Origin of the sequence: Streptomyces vietnamensis (genome assembly GCF_000830005.1) — a bacterium.
Lineage (GTDB): Bacteria > Actinomycetota > Actinomycetes > Streptomycetales > Streptomycetaceae > Streptomyces > Streptomyces vietnamensis.
This window is the reverse complement of sequence record NZ_CP010407.1, coordinates 1,039,753-1,055,811: the sequence shown is the minus strand read 5'-3', so window position 1 is coordinate 1,055,811 and position 16,059 is coordinate 1,039,753. Positions and strand designations below refer to the sequence as shown.

Here is a 16,059-nt window from a genome sequence, read left to right as displayed (position 1 = left end):
CCAGGATGTAGCGGACGTGCGGGCCGCCGAAGTAGCCGCGGACGATATGGGCCGGGGGTAGGTGAATCGGCATAGGCTCGCCCGCGTGGCTGATGACATAGCTGAACTCGTGCGGGATCTGCCGGGCCTGAAGAGTGTGACGGGTGTGTGGCGGCTCGCCGAGCAGTGGTTGGCGGCCGGGGACAGCGAGCGGGTCGCCGAGCTGGGTGTCCGGCTCGTTGGGGAGTACCGCGGCCGAGAGCAGGAGTTGTGGCAGTACGTGACGATGCGGGACGGGCTGCTGCGGCTGCTCGCCCGCACGCCCGGCCCCGGCCAGGTCCTCGCCACGGGTCGGCTGGCCCAGGCTCTTGGCGGCAGTCACTTCCCGAGCCTGGCCGCCTCCCTGCTGGTCTCGGCGCAGCAACCAGCAAACCTGGAAGCCCTGTTCAGTGACGGGGCGGATGGACCGGACGAGTTGCGGGCCTGCCTGGTACAGGAGTTGGTGGTCCGAGGAGTCGACCTCGCCGGGCTGCCGCAGGTGGCCAACTGGGCGGGCGCTTCGCGTCAAAGACACGGTCGGTTCGCCTGGCTGCCCCTCAGTCGTGCCGAGTTCGAGCTCGGCTACCCCGTGCCGGCCCGCTTCCCGGACGGGGAGAGCCGCACCCGGCAAGAGGCGCTCACGTGGCACTCCGGCAGCGCCCCGGTGCCACTGCCCGGCGTGAGGGAGACCACCGCGGCAGCGACCGGCGAGCTGATCGCTGCCGCCGCGCGGAACTGGGCCGAGGACTCGAACGGCTGCCTCGAGGCCCGGGTGTTCGAGTTCGTCGATCCCCTGACGGCGGCCAGCCTGCCTGCCGCCCTCGGGGCGATCGGTCTGAAGTGCACGGCCGCGGCGGCCCAGGTGAGCCTCAGCCGCTGCTTTCCGGTGGAGATCTGGGAAGTCCTGTTCGACGCCGCGGCCGAGGGAGGAGCGTATGAATCGGCGGAGTACGGCGCCTATGGCCGCCTTGCGGCCTGGCGTTCCCTGGCCGGACTGACGGGAGTAGAAGAGGGCACCCCGGTGGCCGAGGTCGAGGCGTTGGCGGCGGCCTACCGGTGGTACAGCTTCGGCACCGACAGCGGGTGGTTCTTCCGCCAGCGCTGGGACCTCGCCATCGTGGCCCTCTCACCGAACGGCCGCCGACTGGCTGTTCTGGCAGCCACGGACACCTACTGAGCGCCAGCGCATCCGAGGCAGACGGTCAGCCCCCATCTGCTAGCCCGCCACGACGGTCCCGCCGATCCGGGCTTCGACGGGACCACCGGCGGACTGTCTGACGTACTGGTCGTCGCCGTTCTCCGATGCGACCCAGTCCGCCGCGAGCCAGGAGTGCGAGGCGGCGTCGACGCCGACGGCCACGGAGCCACGACGGGCGTCACTCACGCCGACTCGCCGAACGAGCGCTCCAGTGATCCTGCCTAAGGATCAGGCCCGGCGCGTCACGTGATCCATGATCAGCTCACCTACGGCATTCCAGCGCTTTCTCGACATCTCCCGACCGTTCTCATCGAAAACGACCACTTCCGACGGCCGGCCGTTGGCGTGCCAGTACCGCCACTCACCTACCGCGGCACCCATGATGGCCACGCCCTCGGCCCGCTTGGTCCCGTCCGGCCACCACTCCTGCTGCCGCCCGTGCTCGATGCCCGAGCAGTAGGTGCCGAGCAGCTCGGTGTGCCCGTTGTCCGCGACTTCCTCGACCTCCCCAGTGAACAGTTCCCCTGCGTGACAGGTGCGTCCGTACTCGTCCAAGTAGGTCTGATCGCCTTTGATACGCATCGCCCGTACTGAAGTCGGCGTCGCCCCGAGCGGTTTCGCCGGCGGCTCGGCACCACCACGAGCCTCGGTGGTGGGCCCTGACTCGCGCTCGGCGGTGCGCTGAGCTGCCAACTTGCGCCTGAGCTCTGCGCGCCAGCGCGCGGCGTTGCTGCCGTCCAGTTGCCCGGCGAAGGCAGCACGGGCGGCGTCGACAAGTTCGGCAGGGGCCCCCGGACCATACTTGGCGATCTCCCACAGCGCGTCATCCGTTGCCATGTCGAGCCCAGTGCAGGTCCGCAAACCCTGGCCACTGAGCACCTCTTCCAGCACGGCGCCGAAAGTCCTCGTCAGCTGGTCCTCGGTCAGCCGATCACCGCGCATGGACCCACCCCTCCCCGAAGCGAACGAACTGTCCCGTCCCTGTACGACGCCCGGCGCGATCGGGCGGGTTCCCGCCGCCGTCACCGCTCGCATCCTGCCGAACGATCCACCCGGCGACAACAACGCCGTCGAGCCGAAGCTCGGTAGTTGTCACATATTGATCTGAAACGGTTTGGGTTCTGGGGCGTTGGTGGGGAATGAGCAATCTGGTGGGGGACGCGCGGCATCTGTCGCCGTCGGCGCAGGAGACCCTGCGACTGCGGGCGGTGGCCGCGTTGGTGGCGGGCGGGACCGCGAGGACGTGGCAGCGGTCTTCGGGGTGTCGCCGAAGGCGGCCGACACGTGGTGGGCGAAGTGGCAGGCCGGCGGCCGGGAGGCGCCGGCCATGCGGCCGCGGGGCAAGCCGGTCGGGGTGCACCAGGTGCTCGGGGAGGCCGAGCAGGCCGCGGTGCGGCAGGCCGTCCTCGACCACCGGCCCTGTGACGTGGGACTTTCCGGGCAGTCGTGGACGCGGCGGCTGATCGGTGACCTGATCGCGAAGCCGTACCGGGTAGAGCTGACCGAACCGGAGGTGGGCAAGTACCTGAGGCGTCGGGGCTGCCCTTCCAGCGTCCGGACAAGCCGGGCCGTCGAGCAGCACTCGAAGGCCGTGCGCCGCCGGCACGGGGAGACCTGGCCGGCGATCCGGGCCAAGGTGAAGAGGGACGGCGGCGAGATTCTGTTCGCCGACCAGGTCGGCATCCGCTCCGACCAGGTCACCGGCCGCACCTGGGGCGAGAAGGGCAGGACACCCGTCGTGCGGCGGAGCGGGAACCGGTTCTCGGTGAACGCGATGTCGGCCATCAGCGCCAAGGGCCGGATGCACTTCGTGGTCTTCACCGAGAGCTTCACCGCCGAGGTGATGTGCCGTTTCCTGGACCGGCTCGCCGGCCACTTCGACCACAAGGTCCACCTCGTCGTCGACGGGTACTCCGCCCATCGGTCCAGGAAGGTCCGCGACTGGCTCGCCGCCCACCCCGACGACGTCGAGCTGCACTTCCTGCCGCCCTACGCACCCGAGCTGAACCCCGACGAGCTGGTCAACGCGGACCTCAAGCACAGCCTGCCCAAGCAGCACCGGGCCCGAGATCAGGCCGAACTCGCCGCCGAGACACGCCGCTTCTTCCACAGACGCCAACGCCAGCCACACATCGTCCGCGGCTACTTCGGCGGCCCGCACGTCCGCTAAATCCTGGACGAGAACCCCATCAGTTTCTGATCAATAGGGACAGCGGGCGGCAGCGGCCCTCCGCAACCAGGTGGATTTTGGTCGTCAGTCCGCCGCGAGAGCGGCCAAGGGCTTGACCTGGCGCACCGCCTCCTCCAGCAGGAGCCCAGGGTGATGTGTGCGGGCAGCAGAATTGATCTTCGCAGAGCCCAGTGCTGAGCCGGTGAATGATTCCGTTGATCACTTGGCGGTGATCCGGCCACCGGCCGCAGCGGTTGTTGCTCACCGGCAGCAGCGGCTCCAGCGCCGCCCACTCGTCGTCGGTCAGGTCCCCTCTGCTGAGCATGCCCAGGACAACGAACTGCCTGATCGAAGAGACACCCCCTGGTCAACCACTCCCGCGCAGCAGGGGAACCTCAGTATGAAACGTGTCATCGGCGTGGCCGTCGGTCAGGGCGCGGCTTATGGCCGACCAGAGGGGGCCGACTGGAGTACCGCGATAAGGGGCAGCATGCACGGCACCGGCAATCCGGCGTGGCAGCCACCCCTCAAGCACCGGGTCGATGGTGGCCGCGGCCATCGGGGCGGCTCCGGCGGGCATTCAATGCCCGTCGGACCCGTCGGGTCCGAGCCGGTTCGCGCCTACAGTGCCTTGAGGCCGTCGCGGTCGGCCGCAGCAACTCAGCGTAGGGTCACAGTCGTACACGAGTCGTCCGCGAGAGTCGCGCCGCTGCCGATTCGGTTCGCCGGCCAGACTTCGGCAGTGATTTCGTAGCGTCCGCCGGTCAGGTCACGGGGGATTTCGATCTGCCGGGTCACGTTCTGTCGCCCTACCGTCAGAGGGACGTCGTCTCTGTCACCGGTGCCATTCGTGTGATCGTTCCCCGCGTTGTCGTAGAGGCCCGCTCCGAGTCCAGCGTGTACGGGTGTCGGGGCGTAGATTTCATAGGTCAACTTGATCTTCTGGCCGCGTTCTGCGTGCTGCAGGTTATCCGGCATTTTGCATGTAACCGTCATCCCTCCGGGGGGAGGCGAAGACATCGTCGGCGACGAGCCGGAACTCGCATGAATGGATTGAGGCGGAGGAGGCGACTCAAGAGACCTGTCCGGGTTCCTGTTGAGCGCATTGACCGCGACAAGCGCAACGGCGACGGAGCCCATAACCGCAAGGACGGCGACAGCATCGCCTACGCCAATGCCCCCAGAGGGAGGAGGAGCGTTCTGGGCCACCACTGCCGGGCCCGCCACGTTATACCTCGGTCCGCCGGTCTGGGCGGTGCTGTCTTCCACAACGGTCCTGCTGGAATCGTCATCGCTATCGAAGTCGACCGCAGCAGCCACAGTGCCGCGGGTCTGCCAAATGGCAAGGATGACACCACCCGCCGTAGCCGCCGCTCCGACGATGTTGGCGATCTTGTCAGCCCTGTCCAGGCCGACCCAGATGCAGAAGGCACCTATACACAACAGAAGCAGCCCTGCGAGCAGGGCCAACTTTCGCCTTGTCATTCTGTCATGATGGCGCATCAGGTATGAGGTTGACCATGATTCCTTAAGTTACTCGCACGTTGCCCGACAGGCAGGCGAGATGTCATCCGCGTGGCGGACGATGCGCCAGTTCGGTCGGCCGTATCGGCGGCGATGCGTCCGCCGGATCGTCCCTCGGATTTCCTCGCGCAGGCAGCTGAGGACTATTTCACAGATGAAGAGTGCGACCTGCTGGATGACGATTGGGTCGACCAAGCGGTCACCGAGGCAGCGGGGTCCGTCCGAGGCTGTCTCGCCCCGCTACGCGTGGTACGACCCCGCCGATAGCGCCTGCATGTCCGTACCCCGATTCCGTGTCGTGTTCCGTGCTGTGCTGTCACCCATGGGACATGAGACAAGCGGGGCGCAGGAACGTGACAGGCACCCAGATGACCCGCGTCACACGCCGGTGGTGGTGGGGGGCAGAGGCCCAGGCGCGTCCGTGGCCACCCCGCTTCCGGCTGCCGATCACTTCGACGCTCACTCCCGGTCATACGCGGGACTTCGCAGGAGACGCGAACCGAATACGCCGGCCTGCCTGCGGGCACCGCGTGACCTCGACCGCGGAGGCGGAGCTGACGACGACGGTCCCGGGACCTCCCTTGCGCAGGGGCGGGCGCCCGGTAGGAGCCGGCCGGGAGATCCCGGCCGGCCGGGGTAGTCGTTCAGTTGGCGATCGAGCAGTTCGGGTCCGGAGCATGGCCCAGGGGCCAGGCGACGCCGTCGAAGACAGCGGTCTTGGTCGCCGGGTCGAGGTGGACGATGGAGACGGCCTTGTTGTTCGGGTTGCCGTACTGGTCGAGGCAGATCCACCCGCTGGCGCCTTCCACCCGGGAGGTTCCCTTCAGGCGCAGCCAGCTGTCGGTCACGTTCCTGAGCGAAGGCATCGTCACGGTTTTGGTCGTCTCGTTGCGGATTCCGGTGATGGCGGTGGTGACGGCGTCATAGGTGATGATGATGCGGCCATCGCCCAGCCCGGCGGGGCCGATCGCATCGGGTGTCGTGCTGTCGCCGGCCCGGAGCAGTTCGCTGAGCCCCTTCATCGCGGTCCTGGAACCGCCGGTGGCCTCGGTGCTCTTCTCTCCCCAGGCATCGGGGTGGGCGAGGGCGGCGTAGCGCACGGTGATGCCGGAGCCCTTGTTCAGGACGTCCCACTTGTCGGCGAACTTCTCGTCGACCATCAGCGTGGAGGCGTGCGAGCCGGTGATGACGGTGTAGTGCTTGGTGCAGGTTCGGTCGCCCAACTCGATCAGGAACTGCCGCAGTTGAACAGGGCGGCCGGCGAAATAGATGGTGGTCGCGGGGGAGGCGCAGATGTCCGGCACCATCTGGTGGAAGTCGTTGGCGAGGTTGCTCTCGTCGTTGAAGTCCGGGGGCGACCGGAAGGTCTCCGGCGCGATGGGGGCGTTCCGGGCGAGCCGTTCGAAGGTCTTGCGCAGGCTGCTCAGGTAGTTGTCGCCCTCGCGGATGTCCTCGACGACCAGCGACTTCTCGGGCTTGATGGCTGCCCCGTATGCGGCGAGGGCGTTGGCCTGGTCGGTGTTGCTGGGGGCGATCCGGGCGAGCCCGGGGTAGCGCTGCGGTTGGGCCGCGGTGTTCATGATGTCGTCCGCTGTCATCGGGCCCGCGACGACCGGGATTCCCTTCTCCTTGGTCAGGTAGCGGATGGCCTGCTCGGTCTCCGGGATGCTGATGTTGATGCCGACGACGGCCCTCAGGTTCTGCTTCGGGTCCGCCGCGGCCGAGACGAGTTGGTCGGAGACGGCCCGCCAGTGCCGGTAGCTCGGGCCTGGATTCGCGAGGAGCAGGCGGATGGGCGGCTGCTTGTTGTTGGCTTCGTGGTTGGCCTTCCACTGGGCGAGGTAGGCGCCCTGGACCTGCTCGACGAACTCCCGCCGCTCGGCGGCCGCCTGGGAGACCATGGGGATCATCAGCGCGATGGTGGCCGCGGGCTTGTCGGCGAGGCTGTCGTTCTCCGCCTTGATGCGTTCGCTGACCTGCCTGAGGGCGGGAGTGAAGACGAAGCTGCCGTCGGTGACTCCGACGCACTCCTTCTCCCGCTTGTACACCCCGGGGGCGCAGGAGTCGTCCGGGGTCAGGACCCAGAATCCCACGGCACCCAGGCACGCGAGGACGACGACGATCAGCAGCGAGCGGGTCAACGGACCGTTGGGCAGTGTCATCGGTGGGCCTCTCCCCAGGTCGGCAGGTCGGGTGCCTGGATCCAGTTGTGCAGGAGGAGCTGCGGCCAGGTGGCGTGCGCCTCGCCGAAGATCCGCTCCGCGTCGCCGTCAGTGACCTCGGTCAGGATGCTCAGCTGCCGCTCGATCCGGGCGATCGTGACCGAATCGGGCGGCGCGAGCGGTTGCGACTGCGCCCACAGGCCCTGCACAAGGCGTTCCACCGCTGTGTGCACACGGCCGTTGTCGGGGCCGCAGGCCGGACAGGGCGTGGTCGCCGGGTCAGGCAGGTTCTCCGGCGGGCGCGGCGCGGCGCAGATCAGGTTGAGCGAGGCGAGCCACGCGGCGGCGTCTCCGTCGGCCAGCCGATCGTGCAGGACGCCGGCGACGGTGGCACTCTCCCCGGAAGCGAGCGCGTGGTACAGAGCGCGGTCGTCGACCTGCTGGTCCGGGCCCGGGGCGTACCGGTCCCGAGCGGCCTTGTGCGGGCCGAGCCACCCCGCCGCCTCGGTCGTCGCCGTCGCCCGGACACGGAGGTCGTGCAGCAGCAGGGCCCGCAGCGGCCGGTCGGCGATGAACGGACCATCGGCACCGGGCCGAGCGCCCTCCGCAGGGCCCGCCTGTGCCAGAAGCTTCGCGACGTCGGCAAGCCGATTGCCCCGGGAGGGACTGGTCGGGGCGGTGACTCGCAGGGCGGTGGCGGCGTCGACGTCCAGGGCCGGTGAGAAATGGGCCAAGAGAGCGCGGTCGGTCTCTTCCTCGGACACCAGGGTCCGAAGCAGGAGCTCGTACGCGGGCAGGTCCGTCCCGTCCGCCGCCCCCAGGTCTAGGAGCTGCTCGCACGACACAGACCCGTGGGCGTCCCACTCGTGCCGGGCGGCCCGGGCCAGGGTGCGCGCGATGCCGACTCGCCCCGCGCTGAACCGGTGGATCACCCGCGAGACGTCGGATGGGAGTACCTCCGCGCCCGGCAGTTCCCAGACCTCTTCGCGATTCAGCTGCGCCATCGACACACCCAGCACCCAGTCGGCCGGCGTCCCCGCCGGGTCCTGGCGCCAGAACTCGCCGGACACGACACGGGTCGACGGGGCGGTGCCGCCCGGTTCGGGGAAGGCCGGCTCCGGTGCCAGGGCCGTCACCACCACCCCGGGACGGGTCCGGGGAGCCCGTACGAACCAGGCCTCTTTCAGCATGCCCAGGAATCTGACGCCCAGTTCGCAGTGGGCGTTGTCGAGAAGCAGCAGCGGGCGCGGCAGGCGGTTCATCCGCCGGAGCAACGTGTAATGGTCGGCGATGTCCTCCAGGAAGGCGGCCACGAGATGCTTCTCCGCGAACCGCCGGCCATCGGTGCTCTCGGGCTGTCCGGGGGCGACCCGGAAGCGCATGGCCAGGGTGGTCAGTTGGGCGTACCCGTCACCCTGGGCGCGCACCCCGCGAGCCTCCCACCACAGCAGGCCGTCCCGGTTGGCGCGCGGGCCGAGCACCTCGGGAGCCACCAGACCGATCAGCTCCGACACCAACGTGCCTGCCGCAGGGACGAGTTCGGCCGCAGCGGGCCCGAGCCGCTCAACCGCGCGGAGCACTCGGGCACGGCGGGCATCGACGTCGGGTTGGCTCGCCTGCAGCAGTTCCACCAGGTTGCGCATGGAGGATTCCAGACCGGCCGGTCCGGCGGCCTGCCAGTTGGTCACCGCGAGCAGCCCCTGGGTGAGCCGGGGGAAGGCGATGCCGGTACCGAACTTCTTCGGCCTCTGCCTCAGTTCGTACAGCAGAAGGAAGAGCAGGTCGGAGATCCGAGAGGCGTTCGGCACCACCTCGTCCGGTGGAGGGGGCAGCAGCCCCGGCTGCCCGAAATCCCTCTTGTCGAGGTCCACGTACGCCTGCGGAAGACGCTCGGCGTACCGATCCTCCAGCTCCCGTAAGAGCGCCGTCTTGCCGGTGAGCCGCCCACCGGCGCACTCGACCAACAACGGAGTGCCGCGCGGCCTGCGCCGCCACCCTCCCTTCCCAGGCTCCAGTCCCACCAATGAAGGAACGACGTCTTCGAACACCGCCGCTCGCCCGTGCAAGACCACCCGTGCCCCCCAGTCACCCGGCCTGGCGTATCTCTCCCCGTTACGGGACGAGAATAGGGGAGGGCACCGTCGTACCCCAGGGCTCAGAAGCCGCCTGTTACCTCAGTTGCCAAGCTGTGACGAGCGGTATCCGCAACCCCCACGAGTCCCTGCTGCCAGTGATCGAATTACCACGTGAAATCGCCGGCCAAGGGGTTGGCGCGGGTGGCGGGCAGGACGCTCGGACTGATGGGGGCGAGATCGTGAGCAGGTGATCGTCCGTCACGGGCCGGTGCCGAGGAGGCCGGTCGTGCCCCGTTCGGCTCTTCGTAGGGTCGGCTGCGGGAGGGACACGTATGGCAGACGTGGACGCTCGAGCAGCGGGTTCAGCCGGGGTAGCGGGCCGAGCGGTTACGGAAGGAACTGGCGGAGGTCGATGCCGAGGCGGCCGGCTGGAGTCCGCCGAGGTGGTGTACGGCCAGTGGCCGAGGCAACGGACGGGGGACGGCAGCCGGCCGGTACTACCGTTGAGCCGGAGCCGAAGAGCACCGGTTCAAGCGTTTCCGCTGGTCGACGATCAGGGCTTCCGCACGCTGCCTTGCCATCAGGGAGCGAACCGGCGATGAGAACGCACCGAAGGTGCTCGCAACTACGCTGGGTGACACGTCTCGCGTTCTCGAGAATCCTTCGACGGGCCCAGCCGAGCGGTCTAACGAGCTCGTGCGTGGTTAGCGGTGCGACGTCGAAAGGTGCAGGTCGGTCCGGTGATCACTGTGCCTGACGGTCCGTGCGGGTGGCGGTCTGCTGGTGTGAGAGCAGGCTGGCGACGGCTTGGATCGTGTCGCTCATGTGCTCGCGTCGGCCGTGGTGCCGGGCGAGTGCCCGCCAGTTCTTCAGGTGTGCGATGCCGTGCTCGACCCGGATACGGCGTGAGGAGTGGGCCTTGCGCCGGCGTTCGTAGATCTCCTCGTACCACTGTGGCGGGTTCTTCTTGAACTTGCGGTGTGGTGGTGTCACCACGCGGCCGCCGGTCTGGGCGCCCAGGCCTTGATAGCCCGCATCGGCGAGGATCTCCACGGGCGGGCCGTCAGTCAGGTGCTTGACCAGGCCCCACTGCCGGGCGTGTGTGATGTCGGCACAGCTTGCCGGTTGGGCGGGACTGCAGAACAGGAGCCTGCCGCTGGCGTCGGTGAGGATCATGGCCTTGACGGCGTTCTGCTTGTTCTTGCCGGAGATGAACTTTTCCCGATCCTTACGGCCGGCAGCGGGTCTGCGGACCCGGATCTCGGTGCCGTCGACGATCCCGGTCTGCCCGCTGGACCCGAGGTGCTCGATGACCTCGGCGAGGGTGCGGAGCCGGACACCGGCTGCGATGGTGCAGCCCCGCTCGGCGAGCAGCGGCCGCACCTCGCCGATCGCCCGGGTGACCGTGGAGCGGTCGACGCCGAACCAGCAGGCCAGCACGTCGTGAGTAGCGCCGTGGCGAAGGTGGACGAGGGTTGCCAGGAGCCGGTCGATGAAGACCAACCGGTGCTTTGCACCCGCGCCGACGGCCCGCTTCCGTGGCCTGGACTCCAGTCTCGCCTGGTGTCGCTCGTGCCATAACGGACCTACCTCGGCGACTAGTTCGGCGATCACATCGGCCGACAGCCCCGTGATCCTCCGGTCGCTGATGATCGCTGCACGAGACCCGTTCCTCACCACACGAACATGATCAGCGATCACGACCCAGCGTCGCACCGCTAACCACGCACGAGCTCGTTAGTTGCCGCTCGGGTCGGCACCGGCTCGTTCCCGTGCTGGTTCGGTGCTGACCTTCACCGCCCAATAGCCGGAAAGTCGCAGGTCCTAGCGCTGTTCGGATGAGTTGTCGTACCACTCGATGGTCGTGCCGATGAGGCTGGCGGCGACGATGCGCTTGAGGGAACCGGGTGGTGTGGGGGAGGGAGTTGCGGCGGCCATGTGCACCACTTCCAGGCAGGTACGGGGACGTTTCGGTGTCGCCACACCGTAGGAAGCAGCAGGTCAGGGGCGTATGTGGTGGGACACCATAGTTCGACGCTCCCGCATGCGCCCGGCCGCCATGACCCTCCTTCATGGGACGGACCGGGCGCCGTCGTCACAGCAGCGGCCGGCATCATTCGGCTTCGGATCTGGACGGGTCTTCTGCATGCCCGCAGCGGCGAAGGAGGCAGGTTCATATGGGCGCCGCCCGAAGGACGTGGGGTCCACGGCCTGAGGGAGGAGTCAGCGACGGCCTGATCGGAACATCGCGGCCCTGCGTGTGTTGGCGGAACGGATGTCCGTCCTGGGGTCTTCTCGGCCGAGCCGATGGAGGGGCGAGGGGTGCCCGGCTGTGTCCGTGGCTGTCGTCGCGACTGCGGGAGGTGGCGTATCGCCGCCCCTGCCCGTCGCGCAGTCGATGGGTGCGCTTTCCAGGGTGTGCTCGTGTGTGAGCAGGTCTGGTCGGCTGGATGCTGACCCACGCGCTAAAAGAAACGGCATCGGCCTGAGCCTCTACCAGGTCGTCCGTGAGCTTCAGTTCCTCCTCGCCACCTGGGCCGGCGCCTGCCCTACCTGCCACCGCGACATGCTCGCATCCATACGGACCTGACCGAGCCCTACTGGTGCTCTGACCGGGAAGGTCTACCGGGTTTCGCTTCGGTCCGAGCGTCGCGGAGAACTCGGATGCGGCCGCATCGTGTGCCGGCGAGCACGCGTCGTTGTGGAGATCAACAACCTTGTCGTCCGCCGTGCGGTCGACTCCGATGCCGCTGCGGTGGCCGAGGTGTGGCCGCGTTCCTTCGCGGCGGCTCTTCCGAGCGTGCGCCGGGCGCATACGGACGACCAGGTCCGGGCCTGGTTCCGGGAGATGGTCGTGCCCGGCCAGGAGACGTGGGTGGCGACCGTCGAAGACTCGGTTGTCGCGATGGTGGTGCTGGACGGCGAGGACCTGGACCAGCTCCGTCTCGCCCCGGCCTGGCAGGGCCAGGGCATCGATCGGGGAGCCGTCGGTTCAGTCGTCATCCTCAGGCAGGTGGAAGTAGACGGTCCCCGACTGCCAAGGGCCGTGCTCGGTCATCTCTGACGAGATCACCACGTCCTGGATCTCGGCGGGGCCCAACTCTTCGATGGAATCCGCCAGACGTCGCAAGAGGGCCGGAACGCTGTCGCAGCCGGGGCCGGAGGGGTTGGCCTGCGAGAAGTGGCGAACGGTCCGATGCGCCGAATCATCGATCATGATCTGATCGTATGCCCTGGTTGAGGGCGGGGTCTGGCGTCAGACGGAGGGGCATCGTCACCCGCTGCACCACCCTCCGACCCTCGGCCTGGTCGGCGGGTGTCGGTCAGGCGGCGGGTTTGCCGGGCTGCTCGTGGGTCGAGCAGTGGATGCCGCCACCGCCAGAGGCGATCGTGTCGATCTGCAGCTGCACGACCTCCCGCTCGGGGAAGTGCTCCTGAAGGATGGCCTTGGCCCGCTCATCCGCCGTCCGGTCGCCGAACCTGGGTAGGAAGACCGAGTCGTTGGCGACGTAGAAGTTGGCGTAGGTGGACACGAAGTCGTCGCCCTTGCCGGTGATCTTGTCCAGGTCGGGCTGCGGCAGGTCGATGATCTCGAAGCGCCGGCCGCGGGCGTCGGTGGCCTTGCTGAGTACGGAGCGGGCCTGGTCGGAGGAGCGGGACCAGGAGTCCGGGGGATTGCCGGGAAACGCCTGGTCGAGCAGGACCACGCCGGGCGCGGTGAACCGTACGAGGCTGTCCACGTGCGCGTCGGTGATGTCCTCGCCGCGGACACCCGCCAGCCAGACCACCTTCTCCACCCCGAGGGTCTCGACGAGCTCGTCCTCGATCTCCTGCCGGCTCTTGCCCGGGTTGCGGTTGTCGTTGACGATCGAGCTCTCGGTGACGAGGAGGGTGCCCTCGCCGTCGGTCTCGAAGGAGCCGCCCTCGGCGGTGAGCGGCGCCCGCTCCCGTGGGATGTGGTACCGGGCGAGGAGCTTGCGGCCCACCTGGGCGTCGTTGGCGTGGGTCTGCTTGTTGCCCCAGCCGTTGAAGTTGAAGTCGACACCGATCAGCTCGCCGTCGTCCTCCACGAAGACGGGCACGGTGTCACGGGCCCACAGATCGTCGACCTCCAGGGGGATGACCTCCACCTGCGAGCCGACGGCCCGCTGGGCCGCCGCCACCTGCTCTGGACGCGCCATCATCACCACGGCCTCGAACTCCCCGACCGCCCGGGCGATCCGTGCGATGTCCTCCCGTACGTAGGGCAGGTCGTCCCCCCACACGGAGGCGAGGGCCGGCCAGGACATGAACGTCCGGGTGTGGCTCTCCCACTCGGCGCCGAACCTGCGCCCACCGCCGGCGCCGGAGGAGGCCGCGGAGCCGCTCGGAACAGGGCTCACCCCGGCCTGGGCCGAGCCGTCAGTGCCGTTGGAGCCGCACGCCGTGGCGCCGAGAGCAAGACCGCCGACGAGGCCGGCGAAGGCGTGCAGGGCGGTGCGTCGGGTGGGGAAGAGCTGGGGCACGGTGCCTCCGATCATGGGGCTGGTGAGGCTATCTGCCGGCGGCGGGCGGGACACGGTGCCGCGCACAGCGGCGGGTATCGCGGCCCGGGCTTCACGCGAGTGGCCGCGGCAACGACTCTGCCGGGGGCGCGAAGTGCCCCACCAGCCAGCCGGTGAGGGCGTACCGCACCGGTGTCGCAGCTCGGATCCGAAGCGTACTTTCTTGCCGCCGCCCCTCAACTGCTGGAAGCCCTCACCCGTGAGGGCGGCGTGCGCATCGAAGCGTTCGCCGGCATCCTGATGGAGAAGCTGCGGCGGCTCGAAAGCGAGCACCTCGCGGGAATCCCGGTCAGGGACGTCCACGACCCGCCCGGCGCGGCACCGGTCCCTTTGTCGGGTGACGCCCTCAAGAACCTCCACTTCGCCGTCGTGGCGGCGGGCAGGACACGATTTCTGCGCATCCTGCGGCATTCCCGCGAAGTGGCCGACCACATCTGGGATTTCGCGGAATCCGACGCATTCGCCGTGGCCGTCTCCAGAGCCCACGAGCACACCACCGGTGAACCGTGGCAGGGCCCCCTGCCGGGATTCCATACGGTCGAAGCGGACGACACGGTCTCTGCCGCGGCCGGAATTTCCCCTGGCTGAGTCTCGCCCTCCACGGCGAAAGCGACATTCCCGCGGCGTACTTCGACGCGGCGACCTCCGTGGCCGAGATGATCCAGGACGACCCGCGCTGGCGTACGTGGTGGTCACACGCCGCACCGCGCGACCTGACCATCGAGGCCGCATACGGTCCCCGTGTGGAACGGAGCACCTTCACCACCCGCGAGGGACGATTCTGGGCGACCTTCCGCAGGAACAGTTCACGATTCCGCGGCCTGAACAAGAACGACCTCGCCTACCTGGCCGCCATCGACCTGCAGTCCTTCTTCGCCGAGGCGTCCACGTCCCTGAGCCTCCCCGCCCCGCCCCCCGTCCCCCTCCCGTCACACGCCACTCCACCGCCAGAGCGCCGTGACGCGGCCCGCACCCGGCTGGAGGAGCTGCGCCGCCGGCACGGCCGACGCCCCTGACTCGGTGCCGCAGAATGAGGCCCATGACCGAGGAACCCGCGGACGCCGGACACCGGGACGAACCCACCCGTGCGGGCCGCCGCCATGTCGTCGAGGTGAGCGGGGGAAGCCCTGGGCGCTGGGAGTTGGAGGTGCTCGACGAGGAGCGGTGGGGGCGTCTGACGGAGGAGGAGAGGAGGGCGGAGACGAGCAGGGCGGTCAGGAGGCGGCAGGGGCGCCGGAGGACCCGGCGGCTACGGGAGAACGGGCCGCGTGACAGGTACACGGTGGAGCAGGTCGGGGAGCGGGACGGCTGGGAGTGCGCGATCTGCCGGTACGAGGTGAGGCGCGGGTTCCGGGCGCCGCATCCGTGCGCGCCGAGCGTCCATCACGTGGTCGAGGTCTCGGCGGGCGGGGCTGACAGCTGGGGCAATGTCGCCCTCACCCATCTGTTCTGCAACAGCGACGCGCACACCTGGGGGCAGAAGGCACCTGCGGTGGCGAGGCGGCGGTTGGCGGATCGGGTGCTGTACGGGAAGCACGGGCCCGGGCGACGGGAGCGGGTGCCTGACGCGGAGGCCGCGGCGTTGGCCGAGGAGATCCTGATCGCCGGCACCAGCGCGAGTGTGGCCGGGCAGGAGGCGGCGTCAGGCTCGACCGCCTGATCGACCGCCCATGTCCGCGGCCAGCGCCGCGTAGATGTACTCGCTGCCCCAGCGATCCCCGTCGAGGTCGTTCTCGACCAGGTGCGCCTCCCGACGCATCCCGAGGCGCTCACAGACCCGCACAGACCCGGTGTTCTCCACATCCAGCCGTGCGTAGAGCCGGTGCACGCCCAGCCTGTCGAAGGCAAACCCGGCCAGCGCCACGGCCGCCTCGGTCGCGTAGCCGTGCCCCTGGTGACGTGGGGCGAGAGTCCAGCCGATCTCGGCCTGGGCGGCGCGGGCATCGGCCAGCGTGAGCGTCACCTCGCCAAGGACGCCGGGCTCGTCGCGTCGGCACACGGCAAGCGCCAGCTTGTCCCCGTCGGCGCACCACACCGAGTGGGCCGCGCGCTCGGCCGCAACCTGCTCGCTGCGCTCCCGCGTGTGCGCCGGCCGGTACAAGTAGCGCGCCACGCTCGGCAGGCTCTGGTAGGCGTACAGGTCGTCGGCGTCGCCGGGAGTGAACAGACGCAGCGACAACCGGGGCGTGGTCATCGGCAGCAGCGAGGCGATGTCCATGAGGACCTCCAGGACGCGGATTTGGATCAAGACGCGGATTGTCGCATCACGACTGACGGGCAGCCCACGCCTTTTCAACAGCAGCGCCCGGCAGCCCCAGCTACCACGAGGCGCGGCATTCCAGGAGTTGTTCACTGACCCACGCTCCTG

General features: G+C 68.9%; 14 protein-coding genes and 2 pseudogenes. 6 read left to right on the top strand and 10 right to left on the bottom strand.

The window, feature by feature from the left end:
* The first annotated feature begins 85 nt into the window (after positions 1-85).
* Positions 86-1,195 (top strand): DUF6183 family protein, encoded by a 1,110-nt coding sequence (locus SVTN_RS04535; RefSeq protein WP_041127889.1) that lies wholly within the window; start codon positions 86-88, stop codon positions 1,193-1,195.
* Positions 1,196-1,234: 39 nt separating this feature from the next.
* Here SVTN_RS04535 and SVTN_RS44160 read toward each other — a convergent pair whose 3' ends face one another.
* Both SVTN_RS44160 and SVTN_RS44955 read right to left on the bottom strand, forming a co-directional pair.
* Positions 1,235-1,402, bottom strand: coding sequence for a hypothetical protein (locus tag SVTN_RS44160; RefSeq protein ID WP_159026419.1), 168 nt, complete (start codon positions 1,400-1,402; stop codon positions 1,235-1,237).
* Positions 1,403-1,444: 42 nt separating this feature from the next.
* Positions 1,445-2,158, bottom strand: a complete 714-nt coding sequence (locus tag SVTN_RS44955; protein WP_174518229.1) for a toxin-antitoxin system YwqK family antitoxin — start codon at positions 2,156-2,158, stop codon at positions 1,445-1,447.
* Positions 2,159-2,459: 301 nt separating this feature from the next.
* Here SVTN_RS44955 and SVTN_RS04520 point away from each other — a divergent pair, with 301 nt between their 5' ends.
* The gene (locus SVTN_RS04520; RefSeq protein ID WP_425428945.1) at positions 2,460-3,386 is read left to right on the top strand and encodes an IS630 family transposase; all 927 of its coding nucleotides are present in this window, start codon (positions 2,460-2,462) and stop codon (positions 3,384-3,386) included.
* Positions 3,387-3,414: 28 nt separating this feature from the next.
* Here SVTN_RS04520 and SVTN_RS45350 read toward each other — a convergent pair.
* The 6 genes and pseudogenes from SVTN_RS45350 to SVTN_RS04505 all read right to left on the bottom strand — a co-directional run.
* Positions 3,415-3,504 (bottom strand): annotated as a pseudogene (locus SVTN_RS45350) (IS5 family transposase); the annotation flags it as partial.
* Positions 3,505-3,582: 78 nt separating this feature from the next.
* A pseudogene (locus tag SVTN_RS46555) lies at positions 3,583-3,711 on the bottom strand (transposase); the annotation flags it as partial.
* Between the two features lie 335 nt (positions 3,712-4,046).
* Positions 4,047-4,871, bottom strand: coding sequence for a hypothetical protein (locus SVTN_RS44155; RefSeq protein ID WP_218922678.1), 825 nt, complete (start codon positions 4,869-4,871; stop codon positions 4,047-4,049).
* A 683-nt stretch (positions 4,872-5,554) separates the two neighbouring features.
* Positions 5,555-7,072, bottom strand: coding sequence for a type 1 periplasmic-binding domain-containing protein (locus SVTN_RS04515; RefSeq protein WP_041127888.1), 1,518 nt, complete (start codon positions 7,070-7,072; stop codon positions 5,555-5,557).
* Complete coding sequence (locus tag SVTN_RS04510; protein WP_041127887.1) at positions 7,069-9,036, bottom strand: hypothetical protein; 1,968 nt, start codon at positions 9,034-9,036, stop codon at positions 7,069-7,071. The genes SVTN_RS04515 and SVTN_RS04510 overlap by 4 nt, the downstream gene beginning before the upstream one ends.
* 855 nt (positions 9,037-9,891) lie before the next feature.
* Positions 9,892-10,848, bottom strand: coding sequence for a transposase (locus tag SVTN_RS04505; RefSeq protein ID WP_245727441.1), 957 nt, complete (start codon positions 10,846-10,848; stop codon positions 9,892-9,894).
* Between the two features lie 1,000 nt (positions 10,849-11,848).
* Between SVTN_RS04505 and SVTN_RS04500 the strand changes: the two genes are divergently transcribed.
* Positions 11,849-12,211 carry a GNAT family N-acetyltransferase gene (locus tag SVTN_RS04500; protein WP_245727440.1) on the top strand — a complete coding sequence of 121 codons (363 nt, stop codon included), beginning with the start codon at positions 11,849-11,851 and terminating at the stop codon, positions 12,209-12,211.
* 259 nt (positions 12,212-12,470) lie between these two features.
* On the opposite strand, the gene SVTN_RS04495 is transcribed toward SVTN_RS04500, so the two are convergent.
* Positions 12,471-13,667, bottom strand: a complete 1,197-nt coding sequence (locus SVTN_RS04495) for an agmatine deiminase family protein (protein WP_041127885.1) — start codon at positions 13,665-13,667, stop codon at positions 12,471-12,473.
* 156 nt (positions 13,668-13,823) lie between these two features.
* Here SVTN_RS04495 and SVTN_RS04490 point away from each other — a divergent pair, with 156 nt between their 5' ends.
* The 3 genes from SVTN_RS04490 (at position 13,824) to SVTN_RS04480 (ending at position 15,351) form a co-directional block, all read left to right on the top strand.
* Positions 13,824-14,279 carry a hypothetical protein gene (locus SVTN_RS04490; RefSeq protein WP_041127884.1) on the top strand — a complete coding sequence of 152 codons (456 nt, stop codon included), beginning with the start codon at positions 13,824-13,826 and terminating at the stop codon, positions 14,277-14,279.
* Between the two features lie 155 nt (positions 14,280-14,434).
* A complete protein-coding gene (locus SVTN_RS04485) occupies positions 14,435-14,707 on the top strand; it encodes a hypothetical protein (protein WP_159026417.1) in 273 nt (90 codons plus the stop codon).
* Between the two features lie 23 nt (positions 14,708-14,730).
* The gene (locus tag SVTN_RS04480; RefSeq protein ID WP_041127882.1) at positions 14,731-15,351 is read left to right on the top strand and encodes an HNH endonuclease; all 621 of its coding nucleotides are present in this window, start codon (positions 14,731-14,733) and stop codon (positions 15,349-15,351) included.
* Here the strand turns inward: SVTN_RS04480 and SVTN_RS04475 are convergent.
* Positions 15,334-15,909, bottom strand: a complete 576-nt coding sequence (locus SVTN_RS04475) for a GNAT family N-acetyltransferase (protein ID WP_041133576.1) — start codon at positions 15,907-15,909, stop codon at positions 15,334-15,336. The genes SVTN_RS04480 and SVTN_RS04475 overlap by 18 nt on opposite strands.
* Positions 15,910-16,059: the final 150 nt, after the last annotated feature.

What these genes read in the sequence shown, in the direction of transcription:
- SVTN_RS44955 (WP_174518229.1), bottom strand. Translation starts at nt 2,158, where the DNA reads ATGCGCGGTGATCGGCTGACCGAGGACCAGCTGACGAGGACTTTCGGC.
- SVTN_RS44155 (WP_218922678.1), bottom strand. Translation starts at nt 4,871, where the DNA reads ATGACAAGGCGAAAGTTGGCCCTGCTCGCAGGGCTGCTTCTGTTGTGT.
- SVTN_RS04515 (WP_041127888.1), bottom strand. Translation starts at nt 7,072, where the DNA reads ATGACACTGCCCAACGGTCCGTTGACCCGCTCGCTGCTGATCGTCGTC.
- SVTN_RS04495 (WP_041127885.1), bottom strand. Translation starts at nt 13,667, where the DNA reads ATGATCGGAGGCACCGTGCCCCAGCTCTTCCCCACCCGACGCACCGCC.
- SVTN_RS04480 (WP_041127882.1), top strand. Translation starts at nt 14,731, where the DNA reads ATGACCGAGGAACCCGCGGACGCCGGACACCGGGACGAACCCACCCGT.
- SVTN_RS04475 (WP_041133576.1), bottom strand. Translation starts at nt 15,909, where the DNA reads ATGGACATCGCCTCGCTGCTGCCGATGACCACGCCCCGGTTGTCGCTG.